At 70.6% G+C, this 16,123-nt stretch carries 12 protein-coding genes; 1 reads left to right on the forward strand and 11 read right to left on the reverse strand.

Translation table 11 applies throughout. The features are described 5' to 3' along the window. Positions 1-21: 21 nt before the first annotated feature. From OG588_RS20240 to rsmI, 11 genes are all read right to left on the reverse strand, one after another. Positions 22-1,770, reverse strand: a complete 1,749-nt coding sequence (locus tag OG588_RS20240; protein WP_405948513.1) for a PQQ-binding-like beta-propeller repeat protein — start codon at positions 1,768-1,770, stop codon at positions 22-24. A 222-nt stretch (positions 1,771-1,992) separates the two neighbouring features. After that, positions 1,993-3,795, reverse strand: a complete 1,803-nt coding sequence (locus tag OG588_RS20245) for an ABC-F family ATP-binding cassette domain-containing protein (RefSeq protein WP_405948514.1) — start codon at positions 3,793-3,795, stop codon at positions 1,993-1,995. Positions 3,796-3,928: 133 nt separating this feature from the next. Then, positions 3,929-4,921, reverse strand: coding sequence for a peptidoglycan recognition family protein (locus tag OG588_RS20250; protein ID WP_405953171.1), 993 nt, complete (start codon positions 4,919-4,921; stop codon positions 3,929-3,931). 237 nt (positions 4,922-5,158) lie between these two features. Beyond that, positions 5,159-7,156 carry a nitrate- and nitrite sensing domain-containing protein gene (locus OG588_RS20255; protein ID WP_405948515.1) on the reverse strand — a complete coding sequence of 666 codons (1,998 nt, stop codon included), beginning with the start codon at positions 7,154-7,156 and terminating at the stop codon, positions 5,159-5,161. A 77-nt stretch (positions 7,157-7,233) separates the two neighbouring features. Beyond that, a complete protein-coding gene (locus OG588_RS20260; RefSeq protein WP_405948516.1) occupies positions 7,234-8,013 on the reverse strand; it encodes an MHYT domain-containing protein in 780 nt (259 codons plus the stop codon). Positions 8,014-8,205: 192 nt separating this feature from the next. After that, positions 8,206-9,135 carry a 4-(cytidine 5'-diphospho)-2-C-methyl-D-erythritol kinase gene (locus tag OG588_RS20265; protein ID WP_405948517.1) on the reverse strand — a complete coding sequence of 310 codons (930 nt, stop codon included), beginning with the start codon at positions 9,133-9,135 and terminating at the stop codon, positions 8,206-8,208. Next, complete coding sequence (gene rsmA / locus OG588_RS20270; RefSeq protein ID WP_405948518.1) at positions 9,132-10,034, reverse strand: 16S rRNA (adenine(1518)-N(6)/adenine(1519)-N(6))-dimethyltransferase RsmA; 903 nt, start codon at positions 10,032-10,034, stop codon at positions 9,132-9,134. The genes OG588_RS20265 and rsmA overlap by 4 nt, the downstream gene beginning before the upstream one ends. Before the next feature lie 100 nt (positions 10,035-10,134). Beyond that, entirely contained in the window at positions 10,135-11,445 is a 1,311-nt protein-coding gene (locus OG588_RS20275; RefSeq protein WP_405948519.1) for a ubiquitin-like domain-containing protein, read from the reverse strand. A gap of 120 nt (positions 11,446-11,565) precedes the next feature. Next, on the reverse strand, positions 11,566-12,474 hold the full coding sequence (locus OG588_RS20280; protein WP_405948520.1) for a TatD family hydrolase: 909 nt from the start codon (positions 12,472-12,474) through the stop codon (positions 11,566-11,568). A gap of 51 nt (positions 12,475-12,525) precedes the next feature. Continuing rightward, the gene (locus OG588_RS20285) at positions 12,526-12,951 is read right to left on the reverse strand and encodes a hypothetical protein (RefSeq protein WP_405948521.1); all 426 of its coding nucleotides are present in this window, start codon (positions 12,949-12,951) and stop codon (positions 12,526-12,528) included. Positions 12,952-13,431: 480 nt separating this feature from the next. Beyond that, a complete protein-coding gene (gene rsmI, locus OG588_RS20290) occupies positions 13,432-14,292 on the reverse strand; it encodes a 16S rRNA (cytidine(1402)-2'-O)-methyltransferase (protein ID WP_405948522.1) in 861 nt (286 codons plus the stop codon). 62 nt (positions 14,293-14,354) lie between these two features. Here rsmI and OG588_RS20295 point away from each other — a divergent pair, with 62 nt between their 5' ends. Further along, a complete protein-coding gene (locus OG588_RS20295; RefSeq protein ID WP_405948523.1) occupies positions 14,355-16,097 on the forward strand; it encodes a dolichyl-phosphate-mannose--protein mannosyltransferase in 1,743 nt (580 codons plus the stop codon). Positions 16,098-16,123: the final 26 nt, after the last annotated feature.

Below are 16,123 nucleotides of genomic sequence, written 5' to 3' on the forward strand. Positions count from 1 at the left end.
GGGTGGGGAGAAGTCGGGGTCTCACTTGCCGTACGCGAGCATCAACTTCTCCTTCGTGTCGTCATTGCCGTTCAGCCGGGTCGACGAGATGTAGAAGCGGCCGTCCACGTAGTCGATGTCCCGGGAGAAGAAGCTCGACTCGATCTGCGCGGTGCCGGACGGCATCTGCAGCAGCTTCGTCGTGGTGTGCGCGGAGCCGGTCGTCGGGATGGACACGACCTGGCCGCCCGCGGTGTACGAGGCATCGACGTAGGCGAGGAGCTTGCCGCCCTGGACCTTGATCGGGACCGTCGACACGGACGCGGGTGACTTGACGCGCCACTTCTCCTTGCCGGTGGCCAGGTCGATCGCCACGATCTGGTTGGCGCCGGTCGTCGCGTCCGTCGGGAGGTAGAGGGTGTTCGCGTCGACCGCGAGTCCCTGGCAGTCCCCCAGGTCGCTGTCGAGGAACGACGAACCGCACGAGGGCGCGAACGTGGCCTTGGAGTCCACCTGCGAGCGGACCGAACCGTCGTTCTTCAGCGTCGAGATGTTCCAGTGCTTGTCGTCCTCGTCGGTCATGTAGAGGACGACCGGGTTCACGGAGTAGACATGGCCGACCGTCCAGCCCTTGGGGATCGCCTTGGTCCACTTGACCTTGCCGGTCGCCGGGTCCAGTTCCTGCACCTCGTCGTGCTCGGTGGAGGAGCCCGCCCCGCAGGACGCGACCGAGATCAGCTTGGCGCCGCCCGCGAACCCGCCCGGGAAGCAGGCCGCGCCGTACTTCTTCTTCTCGTACAGTTTCTTGCCGGTGTCGACGTTGTAGGCGATACCGGACTGCGAGCGGCCCACCATCAGCGTCTTGCCGGTGATGGACAGCCCGATGCTGAGCGCGCTGTCGAAGAGGGCGCCGTCCGGGACGACCGCCGTCCAGCCCTTCGCCCCGGTGTTCAGGTCGAGTTGCTGGAGCTGGTTGCACTTGGCGTTGTCACTGACACCGCTCTCGTACGCCACGACGATCTTGCCGTCGGACGACTGCTGCGAGGTGACCGCGCAGATCTTCTGCGGGAAGGTGATCGTGGGCCAGGTCGGGTTGCCGTTTCCGACGTTGTAGGCGACGACCTCCTTGTACGCCGCCTTCACCGCGGTCTTGCCGGTGATCCACATGCCGGGGGCGTCGGCGCCGGAACCGGGCGCGTCCGGCGCCTCCTTGTACCAGAGCACCTTCGCCTCGCCGGACTTGCGGCCCTCGTTGAGGTTCTGCGGGTCCTTGCCGCCGTCGCCGCTGCCGTCGCCGGGGTTGGCGGGGTCGTCGTCGACAGTGCCGCTGCCGGAGGGCGCGGGGCTGTCGCTCCGCTCCGCCACCGGCTTCTTGTCGTCACCGCCGCTGGTGACCGCCCACACCGTGCCGCCGACGACCAGGAGTCCGGCGACCGCTGCCGCGATCACGAGCGCGGGCTTGCCCTTGAAGGGGCCACGGCCGGAGGGGGGCGGGGGCGGGGCGAACTGCGGTGGGGGCGGCGGGTATCCGTAACCGGGTTGCTGACCGTACGGCCCCGGCTGCTGCGGCTGGCCGTAGGGGCCGGGTTGCGGCTGCGGCTGGCCGTACGGGCCCGGCTGTTGCGGATAGCCGTAGGGGCCGGGCTGTTGGGGTTGCTGGTGCGGATAGCCGTAGCCGGGTTGGGGCTGCGGCGGAACGGGAGCGCCGAAGCCGCCCGACGGTGGCTGTGGCGGTTGGTTCGGCGGCGCTCCGTAACCGCCGGACGGCGGCTGTTCGGGCGGCTGAGTCATCAGCGGCTCCCCCTCGTTCACTGATTTTTAGCCACGCCCCGAGGTTCGCGAAGGATCCGGAGGCGCGTTCAAGCAGGTCTCAGACGGCTCTTTCTATCACCCGGCTGTCCATGAAGAACGGGCCGGTTCACCCCTGTTCCCAAGGGAGGACCGGCCCGTGATGCCGTCGTTATGCGTGGGGGGTCCGGGGGGTGTCCCCCCGGAAAGCACAGCACGCAACCTTCACGCGTCCTCCGCGAGTTCCAGCCACCGCATCTCCAGCTCGTCGCGCTCGCCGCTCAAGTCCCGGAGTTTCGCGTCCAGTTCGGCCACCTTCGCGAAGTCCGTGGCGTTGTCGGCGATCTGAGTGTGGAGCTTGGCCTCCTTCTCGGAGACCTTGTCCAACTGCCGCTCGATCTTCTGGAGTTCCTTCTTCGCGGCCCGCTGGTCGGCGGCGCTCACGGCGGGTGCGGCCTTCTCCACGACGGGGGCGGCAGCGGCGGCCACTTCCTCCATACGGTGGCGTCGCTCCAGGTACTCGTCGATGCCACGCGGCAGCATCCGCAGGGTCGCGTCGCCAAGGAGGGCGTATACCTTGTCGGTGGTGCGCTCAACGAAGAACCGGTCGTGGGAGATCACGATCATCGAGCCGGGCCAGCCATCGAGGACGTCCTCCAGCTGGGTCAGGGTCTCGATGTCGAGGTCGTTCGTGGGCTCGTCGAGGAAGAGGACGTTGGGCTCGTCCATCAACAGCCTCAGCAGCTGCAGCCGTCGCCGCTCACCACCCGACAGGTCCCCGACCGGCGTCCACTGCTTCTCCTTGTTGAAGCCGAACGTCTCGCACAGCTGCCCGGCGGTCATCTCCCGCCCCTTGCCGAGATCGACGCGCTCGCGCACCTGCTGCACGGCCTCCAACACCCGCAGCGTGGGCTTGAGTTCGACCACCTCCTGGGAGAGGTAGGCGAGCTTCACCGTCTTTCCCACGACGACCTTGCCGGCCGCGGGCTGCGTCTCGCCGTCGCTGCGGGAGGCGTCGGCCAGGGCACGCAGCAGGGAGGTCTTGCCGGCGCCGTTGACACCGACCAGGCCGACGCGGTCGCCGGGGCCGAGGTGCCAGGTGATGTGCTTGAGGAGGACCTTCGGTCCGGCCTGGACGGTCACGTCCTCCAGGTCGAAGACCGTACGGCCCAGCCGCGTCGACGCGAACTTCATCAGCTCGCTGGTGTCGCGCGGCGGCGGTACGTCCGCGATCAGTTCGTTGGCGGCCTCGACGCGGAAGCGCGGCTTGGACGTACGGGCGGGGGCGCCGCGGCGCAGCCAGGCCAGCTCCTTGCGGACCAGGTTCTGCCGTTTGGTCTCCTCGGTGGCGGCGATGCGCTCGCGCTCGGCGCGGGCGAAGACGTAGTCGGTGTAGCCGCCCTCGTACTCGAAGACGTCGCCCTTCTGCACGTCCCACATCTGCGTGCAGACCTGGTCCAGGAACCACCGGTCGTGGGTCACGCAGACGAGCGCGGAACGGCGCTCGCGCAGGTGCTGGGCGAGCCAGGCGATGCCCTCGACGTCGAGGTGGTTCGTCGGCTCGTCCAGGACGACCAGGTCCTGGTCCTCGATGAGCAGCTTGGCGAGCGCGATACGGCGGCGCTCGCCGCCGGAGAGCGGGCCGATGACGGTGTCGAGTCCCTGCGGGAAGCCCGGCATGTCCAGGCCGCCGAAGAGTCCGGTGAGTACGTCGCGGATCTTGGCGTTGCCCGCCCACTCGTGGTCGGCCATGTCCCGGATGACCTCGTGGCGGACGGTCGCCTCCGGGTCGAGGGAGTCGTGCTGCGTGAGGACACCGAGGCGGAGTCCTCCGGAGTGGGTGACGCGGCCGGTGTCGGACTCCTCCAGCTTGGCGAGCATCCGGATGAGGGTGGTCTTGCCGTCTCCGTTGCGGCCCACGACCCCGATCCGGTCCCCTTCGGAGACACCGAGCGAGACGCCGTCGAGCAGGGCACGGGTGCCGTACACCTTGCTGACGTTCTCGACATTGACCAGGTTGACGGCCATTTCTCTCCTGACAGGGGGGACGGTCAGCCTCCCAGGGTAATGCGCGGGGGGAGGGTGATGATCCGTGCAGGTCAGGGGGCGTTGTCGGTCGTCTGCGGGCCCGTCGTGGCTGGTCGCGCAGTTCCCCGCGCCCCTAGGAAGTTGCTGCTGAGCTTCTTACATCTGCCAGGAGGTCGTACATCGTCTGACCCGGGCAGTCCGTCTGGAGCCAGTCCCTGTGGCCGCTGATCGTCTCGTTGTCCTTCTTCACGCCGTTCACCGGGTTGGTGTAGGTGATCTTCGCCTGGGGGTCGAGGCCCTTGAAGCGGGCGATCACCTTGATCAGGCGGATCAGCGAGGCCTTTGCCGCAGCCGTCGGGGGCTGGGCCACGAGGTTGCCGATGAGGGCGATGCCCAGGTTGCCGGAGTTGAAGCCTGCCGTGTGGAAGGCGGTGACCAGGTTGCCGTCCTTGTCGAAGGCCGGGATCAGGTCGTCGCCGGAGTAGCGGCCCTCGTAGACCACGCCCGCCTCGTCGATGAGGAAGTGGTAGCCGATGTCGCCCCAGTCGAGGGTGATCGCGTGGTACTCGTAGATCCCGCGGACGGTCGAGGCCGGGTCCGGGTCGGCGTTCGGGGTGTCCGTGTGGTGGACCGTGATCGACTGCAACGGGTAGTACGCCTCAGGCGTGTTGACCTTGCCGTCCTTGTACCGCTTCGACTCGTCGGCACCCCAGGCCGGGCGCGAGAGGTAGCGGACGCCACGGACGCGGGTCGCCTCGGAAGGCACGTGGAAGGTGCGGTCGGGGCCGCGGGTGCAGTCGATCGCGACCGTGTGTACGTCCGTCGCGCCTGCCGGTGCCTTGACCTCGTAGCTCGTGGCCTCGTCGGCCGCCACCAGGGCCGTACCGCCGCCGTCCACGGTCGCGCAACCCGTGCCCGTCTGCTGCCAGTCGCCGTCCGCGAGGCGGATGCCGGCGCCGTCCTGGTCGCCGGTCCAGCGCAGGCCGACGTAGGACGCGGCGAAGGCGGTGGTGGCCGGGGCGGTGCCGGTGGCGGTCGCCGTGCGGGTGGCCGGGAAGGTCTCCGGCTTGGTGCCCGAGGGGGCCGCGTCGGTGTCGGACGTGGAGTCGGTGGCCGCGAAGACCACCGGGGTCAGGGCGGCCCCGGCGGCTACGGCACCGGCGGCCCCTATCGCGCCGCGACGCGAAAGGGACCGCTTCCGGCGGTGGGACGGTGTGGGGGACGACGGCGTGGGGGTTTCGGACACGGAACTGACCCTTCCAACAGTGCGCTTGAAGTATCAAGCAAACCTATCTGTCCCATCCGCCCCACCTGTACCGCGATTGCGGTACATCTGTGTGGAGATGGTGCGAAGAGTGCGGTCTCAGGCACCCGCCCCGCGCAGCCTCTGCCGCGGGACCAGGGCCGACACGGGTGCCAACCCCCGCCCGCCGGGCGCCTGTTGCTGCTCCCCCACCGGCATGTCGTCGCGCATCAGGCCCTCGGGGATGAGCACCGCGGCCGTGACCCCGCCGCTCTGCGAGTGCCGTATCTCCACGCGCAGGCCCTGCCTCTCGCGCAGCCGGTTGACCACGAAGAGGCCGATCTGCTTGGCGTCGAGGAGGTCGACCTTCTCGGACTGGATCTTGCGGTTGGCGTCGGCCAACGCGTCGTCCTTCATGCCGAAGCCGCTGTCCTCGATCTCGATGAGGACGCCCTCCCGCATCCGGGCCGCGCGCAGCTGTACCTGGGTGCTGGGCGGTGAGAACGCGGTGGCGTTCTCGACGAGTTCGGCGAGCAGATGGATCACGTCGGCGACCGAACCGCCGGTCAGCGACACCTTCGGTACGGCCCAGATCTGCACCCGGGCCGAGTTCTCGATCTCGGCGACGGCCGCGCGCAGGATGTCGGACAGCGGGATCGGGTCCCGCCAGCCGCGGCCGGGCGCGATGCCGGACAGGATCAGCAGGCTCTCGGAGTGGCGGCGCATGCGCGTGGCCAAGTAGTCGACGCGGTACAACTCGTGCAGCTCGGCCGGGTCGCGCTGTCTGCGCACCATCGCGTCGAGCAGGTCGAGTTGGCGGTGCAGCAGGACCTGGCTGCGGCGGGCGAGGCTGACGTAGACGCCGGAGATCCCGCTGAGGAGTTCGGCGCGTTCGGAGGCGGCCTTGAGGGCGGCGCGCTGGACGGCGGTCAACGCGGTGCCGACCTGGGCGAGTTCGTCACCGGCGAGGCGGCGCAGGGGGGCTTCGGCGTCGATGTCGACGCCCTGGCCCGCGTGCAGTCGGCGCATGGCCTGCGGGAGGCGGCGGCCGGCCACTTCGAGGGCGGAGTTGCGCAGATCGAGGAGTTCGACGATGAGGCCGCGGCCGACGAGCACGGAGACGAGGAGTGAGAGCAGCACGCCGACCAGGCCGAGCACGACGGCGATCCCGGAGGCGCCGAGCGTGTCCCAGCCGAACGGGTCGGCGGCGGCCGTGGCTCCCGTACCGGCCTCGGTCTCGGCCGCGTCGAGTCCGGTGAGGACTCCGCTCGCGGTGGAGTCCCAGTCGCCGAGGAAGCGGGCGGACGCGGCGGAGGTGCCGGGGCCCGCGCTGCGGACCCGGTTCTCGACCGCCTGGAGCTGGGTGTAGCCGCTGCTGTCGAGGAGCGTGCGGTACGCCGTCCGGTGCTCGGGCCTGAGGTCGGCGACCGCGGGTGCGAGCAGCGCGCGCTGAGTGGCGACGGCGCCCACGAACAGCGCGTACTGCTCCTTCGTCAACTCGCCCCCGGTGCGGGCCGCGCCGAGCAGCGCCTGCTCCTGGGCGACGGCCTCGCGGGCCCGGGACAGTTCGAGCACCACGCGCGCCTCGGAGGCGTCGGCGGCGGTCTTGTCGCCGGTGAGCGCACCGGTGACGGCGAAGCCGTGCTCGACGATCGCCGAGTAACTGTCGTACGTGGACGTCGACTTGGCGCCCTTGGCGGTGGCTTCGGCGCGCAGTGCCGCCAGGCCCTTGGCATCCGTCTCCAGCTTGTCGATACGGCCCGGCAGCGTGGAGTCGATGAGCGCCGCGTCCGAACTGGAGTCGTTGACACCGTCGCGCAGGGCGACGGCGGCCTTGTCGGTGACCCCGGTGGCGGTCTTGAAGGCGCCCGGGGCGTCCGCCCGGCGCAGGGCGGCGGTCCGCTCACCCTGCACCGCCGTCACGAACTCGGCTACGGGGGTGAGGAGTTCGGAGTTGACGTCCTTGGCGGTCTCGGTGTCGGCGATGCTCGACGCGGTCGTCACCGCGGCGAAGCCCCACAGGGCCATCAGGGACACGATGGGCAGCATCAGCAGGGCGACGATCTTCGCGCGGACCGATCTGGGACGCAGTCGGGCCGGCGCGCGCAGGACACGCATGAGGGACCTCGTTCGGAGGATGGGGGAAGTGCGGGGTGGCTCGTGAGGCGGCTGCGACCTGGCCGGCCGAAGTCCGGTCAGACCGTGGCGAGTTCGACCTCGCGGAGCAGCTCCGCGGCGATGGCCGACTCGTGGTGCTTGCCGGTCGGGGAGAGAGCTACGTAGGCGGAGGCCAGGAAGAGGAACGACCCGAGCACGACGGCCAGCGGGAAGATGAACTCCGTGGCGGTGGCGCCGGAGAGGGTCGCGCTGCTGGGGGCGAGGGTGACGCTCACGGCGTACATGCCGGTGTAGTGCATGGTGCTGACCGCGAGGCCCATGACGAGGGCGGCGAGCGTGGCGAGGACCGGGCCGCGGACGACGAGGGTGAGGGTGAGCGCGGCGGTCGCGGCGACGACGGCGATCACGACGGAGGCGATGACGAGCCCGGGGTCGTAGGCGATCTCGCCGTGCAGGTCGAGGGCGGCCATGCCGGTGTAGTGCATGGCGGCGACGCCCACGCCGGTGCCGATGCCGCCGAAGGCGACCGAGGTGACGCGGGAGCGGCCGTATCCGGCGGTGAAGACACCGGCGGCGACCACGCCGATCGACATCAGCAGGCTGAGGACGGTGAGCGGGACGTCGTAGCGGATGGGGGTGCCTTCGACGCTGAAGCCGAGCATGGCCACGAAGTGCATGGTCCAGATGCCGGAGCCGATGGCTACGGAGGCGAGGGTCAGCCAGTTCCGTTTGGAGGCGCCGTCGGCCTCAAGTGCCCTTACGGTGCAGCGCAGTCCGAGCGCGGCGCCGACGCAGGCCATCGCGTAGGACAGGACCGGGGTGACCCAGCCCGCGCTGAAGTGATCCATGTGGCCCATGGGGAGGTTCCTCTCGGGCGTGGCGCGGCGAGACCGCGCGCGCAGGGAGTACCGCCGGTAACGAGGACCGGGGTTGGCTGATCATGACAGCCCTTTCCCTGTGACATAGGGCGCGAAAGGGACCTTGAGGTCGATTGACGAACAATAAATCCATGTGGTTTGGATAACACCGAACATGCGCATTTTTGCAGGTCAGGCGGGTGTTCCGTGAACCTGGCGTGAAGGTCGGTCGATCACAGTCGCCCCGGCCGCCGGACCCGCCGCCGTCCGTACCGTTCGGCATGTTCCGGAGGCCGTCAGCGCCTCGGCCACCTTCGCCGCCGACCCGGCGTCGCGGACGAGGAACGCCGTCGTCGGGCCCGAACCGGAGACCAGCGCGGCGAGGGCGCCCGCGGTGCGGCCCGCGGCGAGGGTGTCGGCCAGTTCCGGGAAGAGCGAAAGGGCCGCGGGCTCAAGGTCGTTGGAGACGGCGGCGGCGAGCGCGTCCGGGTCGCCCTTCGCGAGCGCGTCGAGGAGCGGCCGGGAGGCGACCGGTTCGGGGATGTCGGTGCCCTCGCCCAAGCGGTCGAACTCCCGGAAGACAGCGGGGGTCGACAGCCCGCGTTCGGCCATCGCGAACACCCAGTTGAAGGTCGAGCCGGTCTCCAGGACGGTCAGCTTCTCCCCCCGCCCGATACCGAGCGCCGCCCCGCCCACCAGGCTGAACGGCACATCGCTGCCCAACTCCGCGCAGATGTCCAGCAGTTCGGCCCGCGAGGCACCGGTGCCCCACAACGCGTCGCACGCCACCAGCGCGCCCGCGCCGTCCGCACTGCCGCCCGCCATGCCACCGGCGACGGGAATGTCCTTGGCGATGTGGATGTGCACGGCGGGGTCACGGCCGTACCGCGCCGCGAGTGCTACGGCCGCGCGTGCCGCCAAGTTCGTGCCGTCCAGGGGCACTTGGGCCGCGTCCGGGCCCGTGCAGGTGACGCGGAGTTCGTCGGCGGGGGTCACGGTGACCTCGTCGTACAGGCCGACCGCGAGGAAGACGTTGGCCAGGTCGTGAAAGCCGTCGGGGCGCGCGGCGCCGACCGCGAGTTGGACGTTGACCTTGGCGGGGACGCGGACCGTCACGCTCACTGCTGACCCTGCTCCTTCGGGGGTTCGGGGGTCGTCCCCCGGGATGATGCAGCCTCCGCGATGCGTGTGAACTCCTCGACCGTGAGCGACTCGCCGCGCGCCTGCGGGGACACCCCGGCGGCCACCAGTGCGACCTCCGCCGCCGCAGCCGATCCCGCCCAGCCCGCGAGCGCCGCCCGCAAGGTCTTACGGCGTTGCGCGAAGGCCGCGTCGACCACTGCGAACACCTCGCGCCGGGTGGCGGTGGTCTTCAGCGGCTCGGGCCTGCGCGTGAGTGCGACGAGGCCGCTGTCCACGTTCGGGGCGGGCCAGAAGACGGTACGGCCGATGGAGCCGGCCCGCTTGACCTCGGCGTACCAGTTCGCCTTCACGGACGGGACGCCGTACACCTTCGAACCGGGCGGCGCGGCCAGCCGGTCGGCGACCTCCGCCTGGACCATGACCAGGGTGCGCTCGATGCTCGGGAAGTGCTCCAGCATGTGCAGCAGGACCGGTACGGCCACGTTGTACGGGAGGTTGGCGACCAGCGCGGTGGGGGGCGGGCCCGGCAACTCCGTCACCTGCATCGCGTCCGAGTGCACCAACGCGAAACGGTCGGCGCGGTCGGGCATGCGGGCCGCGATCGTCGCCGGGAGCGCGCTCGCGAGGGTGTCGTCGATCTCCACGGCGGTGACGCGGTCGGCGACTTCGAGCAGGGCGAGGGTGAGTGAGCCGAGGCCTGGGCCTACCTCCACGACCACGTCGTCGGGGCGGACGTCTGCGGTGCGGACGATGCGGCGGACCGTGTTCGCGTCGATCACGAAGTTCTGGCCGCGCTGTTTGGTGGGGCGGACGTTTAGGGCTGCCGCCAGCTCGCGGATTTCGGCGGGGCCGAGGAGGGCGTCGGGGTTGCTGCTCACGTTCCTAGGTTACGGGCCGTCTGACAGGTGCGGCGCCGTCGTGGCTGGTCGCGCAGTTCCCCGCGCCCCTTTGGGGGGCGAGCCCCCCAAACCCCCCATCTCAGCCGTGGAGCCTCGTCCCGCAGTGCGGCCACGGACTCGAACCCCTGCGCACATACAGCCTCTTCGCCCGCAACGTCTGTTCCTCCGCGCTGGCGTCCTGGGGGCGGCCGCTGCCGCCCAGGCTGTGCCAGGTGTGGGTGTCGAACTGGTAGAGGCCGCCGTACGTGCCCGACGGGTCCACCGCGCCGGGGCGGCCGCCGGACTCGCACGTCGCCAGGCCGTGCCAGTTCAGCTGATCCGCGCCTTGGACCGACGTGGGCATGGGCTTCGTGCCGACCTTGACCAGCTGCGAGCGGGGCTCCCGCACCAGCTCGTCGTCCACCCGGCGCGGCTTCTCCTTGACGCCGTTGACCGTGCGGAGGGCGTAGGTGACGCGGCGCAGGCCCGGGTGGCCGGCTCGTTCGACGACCTCCGTGCCCTTGAAGAGGGTCGGGTCGTCGGTGCGTTCCACCTTGAAGGGGATCGCCTCCTCGCGGACCTCCCGGGTGCCGGTGACGCGCAGGACCGTGATCGTCTGGCCGTCGCGCGGGAAGCTGTCGGGCGGGACCGAGGTGGTGTCCTCGCCGTGCAGGCCCACGCCCGCTTCCTGGACCGCCTCGCCGACCGTCGCCGCGTTGGTGCGGATCGTGCGGGCGCGGCCGTCGGCCATGATCGTGACGGTGCGTTCGGTGCGCACGTCGAGGGCGAGTCCGGCGCGGCCGATGGGCTGGGAGCGCGAGGTCGAGACGTAGGCGCCCTCGGCCCGTACGCCGAGTTGTTCGAGGGCGCCGTCGACCGTGCGTGCCGTCGTCCACACCTCGCGCCGCTCGCCGTCGATGGTGAGGCGCACGGGGCGGCCGTAGCGGACCGCGACCTCGTCGCCGCTGGCGAGCGGGGCGTCGCGGCCGGGGGCCACCACGTCGTGGGCGCCTACGTCGACTCCCTGTTGGGCGAGGAGTTCGGTGACGTCGTCGGCGAAGGTGTGCAGGGTGCGGGGCTTGCCGTCGACGTTCAGCTCGATCGCCTTGTCCTTGGCGACGAACGCGGTGGTGCCGCCGGCGAGGAACGCGACGACCAGCGCCTGCGGGACCAGCCGCCGCATCGCCGAGCCGGAGTCCGGGCGGTCGGCTCTTCGGCGCCGCCCGTGCCGTGCCGGTGTCTCGCTCGCCGGCTCCGCGGTGCCCGCCTGGCGCGGGAACACGGGTTCGTGCGCCTCGTAGGCAGGCCGGTACGTGTCCTCGTACACCTCGGTGTGCCCGTCGGTGTACACATCGGCGCGTACACCGCGGTCGTACGTCTCGTAGGTCTCGTAGGTCTCGTATTTGCTCACGCCGACACGCTCCAGAAGGCCAGAAGGGTCCGGATCGGGCCAACAGAACTTAGCGGAGCGACCGTCACTCTCCAAAGCGACGCGGCTACCCAGAGTTGTGTTCGATGCGTTCTGGAAGGCTCAATAGGCGAACGCCCGGGCCGTGTTGGCCGCCAGCGCCGTCGCCAGCGCGTCCTCCTCGATGCCCCGTACGGCCGCCATCGCGCGCACCGTGACCGGAATGAGGTAGGGGGCGTTGGGCCGTCCGCGGTACGGGGCGGGGGTGAGGAAGGGCGCGTCGGTCTCCACCAGGACCAGCTCCAGGGGGGCCACGGCGAGGGCGTCCCGCAGGTTCTGGGCGTTCTTGAAGGTGACGGTGCCGGCGAAGGACATGAAGTACCCGGCGCGGGCGCAGAGTTCGGCCATCTCGGCGTCGCCGGAGTAGCAGTGGAAGACCGTGCGCTCGGGGGCGCCTTCCTCCTTGAGGACGCGCAGGACGTCGGCGTGGGCGTCGCGGTCGTGGATGACCAGGGCCTTGCCGTGCCGCTTGGCGATCTCGATGTGCGCGCGGAACGACTGCTCCTGGGCCGCCTTGCCCTCGGGCCCGGTGCGGTAGTAGTCGAGGCCGGTCTCGCCGACGCCCTTGACCTGGGGCAGTCCGGCGAGACGGTCGATCTCGGCAAGGGCTTCGTCCAGGGCCGCGTCGCCGCCCGCCACCCGCGCTCCCTGCCGGGACCAGCCGTCGGGGTCGCCGTGGACTATGCGCGGGGCCTCGTTCGGGTGCAGGGCGACCGTCGCGTGGACGGAGTCGTGGCGCGCGGCCGTCTCGGCGGCCCAGCGCGAGCCCTTCACATCACATCCGACCTGGACGACCGTCGTCACACCGACCGACGCGGCCTTGGCGAGCGCCTCGTCCACCGTGCCGGACTGCATGTCGAGGTGGGTGTGGGAGTCGGCGACGGCCACCCGGAGGGGTGCCGGGAGCGGCGGCGCCGCGTTCTTCTCGCTGCGGCTACTGCTACCACTACCGCTGTCGCTGGAGGAAGGCATGCCCCGATCCTACGAAAGGGGCATGCCCGCCCGGTCGTCGGAGCCGGTCGGTCAGCTCGCCTTGCGGTGGAACGGGTGGAGGAGGTCGGAGAGGTGCCAGTGGTGGTCCTCGCGCTCCGGCAGCGGGGTCACGGCGGCGGCGTCGCCGTCCTCGGTAGCCGCTGCCGCCGCCCGGGGCCGCGGCGCCTGGTACTGCCGCTGCGCGGCCTCCCGTACCGACGACACCTGGCCCGCACGCATGATGCGCACGACATGCCCGTCGCAGTTGAGGCAGGCGGGCCGGCTGAGCGGTGACGGCACGACCTGGCCCTCCGCCACGTACATCACGAACTGGTGGCCGTCGGTGTCGACGTGGTGCTCTATCTCGTACGACTGCTCCCAGCCGTGCCCGCACCGCATGCAGGCGAAGGAGTACGACTCGTTGACCACGGCCGTGGCAGCGCCACGGACGCCGGTCTGCCCTGCGATCTCACTCATGCCAGCTCCTGCTTGCTTTCCGCTGGACCAGGTCCTGTCGTTACATTCCCGTCGTCCGCCCGGAGGGCGGGCCCGGCGGCGTCAGGTGCGTGCTCTCGGCGTGCCGGGCCTGGACCCGCGTACTGGACGTACTCGGGTCCGGGCCCGGTGCGGCGAGAGTGCGTGCATGGCGTCTCCGGGCAGACGGGAATGTGACGGCAGGGCCTAGGCGCCCCCGGCGTGGGATTCCCCCCGGAATCCGTTGGAGGCGAGGGACGGGTGCGTCCCTTCATCCAGTGGACGCCTCCGGCAGGGCGAATGCATCAGTCCTGTCGACTGTTGGAGGCGATTTGGACTTTCCTTGTCGAATCGCCCCGTCAAGGGGGTCCGGGCTTTGCATTTCGTGACCGCGCTTTGCCCCGCCATGGGGCGCGCGCTCATCGGAACAGCGCCCCGCTCAGAGGAACCTTTCTCGCAGGTCAGAGGGTTTTTTGCGCAAGCTCAGAGGGGTTTTTGCGCAGACTTCGCCGCCACCACGGCATCGAACACCTCGCGCTTGGGAACGCCTGCCTCGACGGCCACGGCCGCGATCGCCTCTTTACGCCGCTCCCCCGCCTCCTCGCGCACCCGCACCCGCCGTACCAGCTCGTCGGCGCTCAGTTCCTCGGCCTTCTCGGGCGCTCCCTCGACCACGACCGTGATCTCGCCGCGCACGCCCTCCGCGGCCCATTCCGCCAGCTCGCCGACCGGGCCGCGCTTGATCTCCTCGTACGTCTTCGTCAGCTCGCGGCAGACGGCCGCCCGGCGTTCGGCGCCGAAGACCTCGGCCATCGCGGCGAGGGTGTCGTCGAGCCGGTGCGGCGCCTCGAAGTAGACGAGGGTCCGCCGCTCACCGGCGACCTCCCGCAGCCGCGACAGCCGCTCGCCCGCCTTCCTCGGCAGGAACCCCTCGAAGCAGAACCGGTCCACCGGCAGCCCGGACAGCGCGAGCGCGGTGAGTACGGCGGACGGGCCCGGTACGGCGGTGACCTTGATGTCCTTCTCCACGGCGGCGGCGACCAGCCGGTACCCCGGGTCGGACACGGACGGCATCCCGGCATCGGTCACCAGCAGCACGCGCGAGCCGCCGAGCAGCGCCTCGACCAACTCCTGTGTCCGCGCGGCCTCGTTGCCCTCGAAGTACGACACGACCCGGCCCTTGGGCTGCACCCCGAGCGCCTGCGTGAGCCGCCGCAGCCGTCGCGTGTCCTCGGCGGCGACCACATCGGCACCCGCCAACTCCTCGGCGAGCCGCGGCGGAGCGTCCGCGATGTCGCCGATGGGGGTGCCGGCAAGGACCAGAGTTCCGGGAGCAACTGTCACGTTTCCATCCTCTCAGGGGAGAGAGGCGGGACTCACACAGCCCTGTTCCCTACGATGGCGCGGTGACCAGTACCGCGTCCTCCATGGACACCCGGCAAGGGCAGGCCCCGCAAGACCAGCGGCCGTCGTGGCAGCAGCGGCTGCGCCGATTCGGCTACACGGCGGGGCCCAGAAGCGACGTACGCGACCGGCTGGTGCCGCCGTACGCGGAGCCCAGCCCGCGGCTGTGGGCGGCGCTGGGCTTCTCGCCGGGGCTCGTCGACCGCATCACCCGCTGGTCGGGCTGGGGCGGTCCGCTGCTGGTCACGCTCATGGCGGGCGTGATGCGCTTCTACCACCTGGGCAGCCCGAAGGCGGTGATATTCGACGAGACGTACTACGCGAAGGACGCGTGGGCGCTGGTCCACCGCGGCTTCGAGGTCAATTGGGACAAGAACGCCAACGACCTGATCCTCCAGCACAACGGCCACGTCCCGATCCCGACCGACGCGGCCTATGTCGTGCACCCGCCGGTCGGCAAGTACGTCATCGGCCTCGGCGAGCTGATCTTCGGCTTCAACCCCTTCGGCTGGCGCTTCATGACGGCGCTACTGGGCACGCTCGCGATCCTGATGCTGTGCCGCATCGGCCGCCGCCTGTTCCGCTCCACGTTCCTGGGCTGTGTCGCGGGCGTCATGATGTCGCTCGACGGCCTGGCCTTCGTGATGGCCCGCACCTCGCTGCTCGACGGCGTCCTGATGTTCTTCGTGGTGGCCGCGTTCGGCTGCCTGCTCCTGGACCGGGACAGGGCCCGGGCAAAACTCGCGGCCGCGCTACCGGTCGACGCGGACGGCCGCGTCCGCCCCGACGCCCACATCGCCGACACCCTCTCCCTCGGCTGGCGCCCCTGGCGCTGGATGGCCGGCCTGACGCTCGGCCTCGCGATGGCCACCAAGTGGAACGGCATGTTCTACGCCGCCGCCTTCGTGGTGATGGCCGTGCTCTGGGACGTCGGCTCCCGCAAGGTCGCGGGCGCGAGCAAGCCGTACGCCGCGGTCCTCAAGCACGACGTGGGCCTCGCCTTCATCTCCACCGCCCCGGTCGCGATCTCGGTCTACGTCCTGTCCTGGCTCGGCTGGATCCTCTCCCCCGCGAACGGCACCGGCGGCTACTTCCGCAACTGGGCGGCGACCGACGGCAAGGGCGGCTTCTGGAGCCAGTACATGCCGGACTGGGCGCGCAGCCTGTGGCACTACGAGCACGAGGTCTACGAGTTCAACGTCGGCCTGCATTCCCCGCACACGTACATGTCCAACCCCTGGAGCTGGCTGGTCGACGGCCGCCCGGTCTCGTACTTCTACGAGTCCCCCTCCCCCGGCGCGGACGGCTGCCCGGCGAGCGCGGGCGAGAAGTGCGCCCGCGAGGTCCTGGCCATCGGCACCCCGCTCCTCTGGTGGGCGGCCTGCTTCGCGCTCCTGTACGTCCTGTGGCGCTGGGCGTTCCGCCGCGACTGGCGCGCGGGCGCGATCGCCTGCGGCGTCGCGGCCGGCTACCTCCCCTGGTTCATGTACCAGGACCGCACGATCTTCTTCTTCTACTCCATCGTCTTCCTCCCGTTCCTCTGCCTCGCGGTCGCGATGCTCATCGGCGCGGTCATCGGCCCCCCGAACTCCAGCGAGACCCGCCGGGTCGCGGGCGCGGTGGGCGCGGGCGTCCTGGTCCTGCTGATCACGTGGAACTTCATCTACTTCTGGCCGCTGTACACGGGGACGGCGATCCCCATCGACCAGTGGCGGTCGCGGATGTGGTTGGACACCTGGGTCTAGGCGAAGAACGAAGAACGCAGGAACAG

Source organism: Streptomyces prunicolor, assembly GCF_045162825.1.
In the GTDB taxonomy this organism is placed as follows: domain Bacteria; phylum Actinomycetota; class Actinomycetes; order Streptomycetales; family Streptomycetaceae; genus Streptomyces; species Streptomyces prunicolor.

Bases quoted from the DNA above. Each gene is read 5' to 3' on its own strand.
- OG588_RS20240 (WP_405948513.1), bottom strand. From the start codon at position 1,770: ATGACTCAGCCGCCCGAACAGCCGCCGTCCGGCGGTTACGGAGCGCCG.
- OG588_RS20245 (WP_405948514.1), bottom strand. From the start codon at position 3,795: ATGGCCGTCAACCTGGTCAATGTCGAGAACGTCAGCAAGGTGTACGGC.
- OG588_RS20255 (WP_405948515.1), bottom strand. From the start codon at position 7,156: ATGCGTGTCCTGCGCGCGCCGGCCCGACTGCGTCCCAGATCGGTCCGC.
- OG588_RS20260 (WP_405948516.1), bottom strand. From the start codon at position 8,013: ATGGGCCACATGGATCACTTCAGCGCGGGCTGGGTCACCCCGGTCCTG.
- OG588_RS20280 (WP_405948520.1), bottom strand. From the start codon at position 12,474: ATGCCTTCCTCCAGCGACAGCGGTAGTGGTAGCAGTAGCCGCAGCGAG.
- OG588_RS20285 (WP_405948521.1), bottom strand. From the start codon at position 12,951: ATGAGTGAGATCGCAGGGCAGACCGGCGTCCGTGGCGCTGCCACGGCC.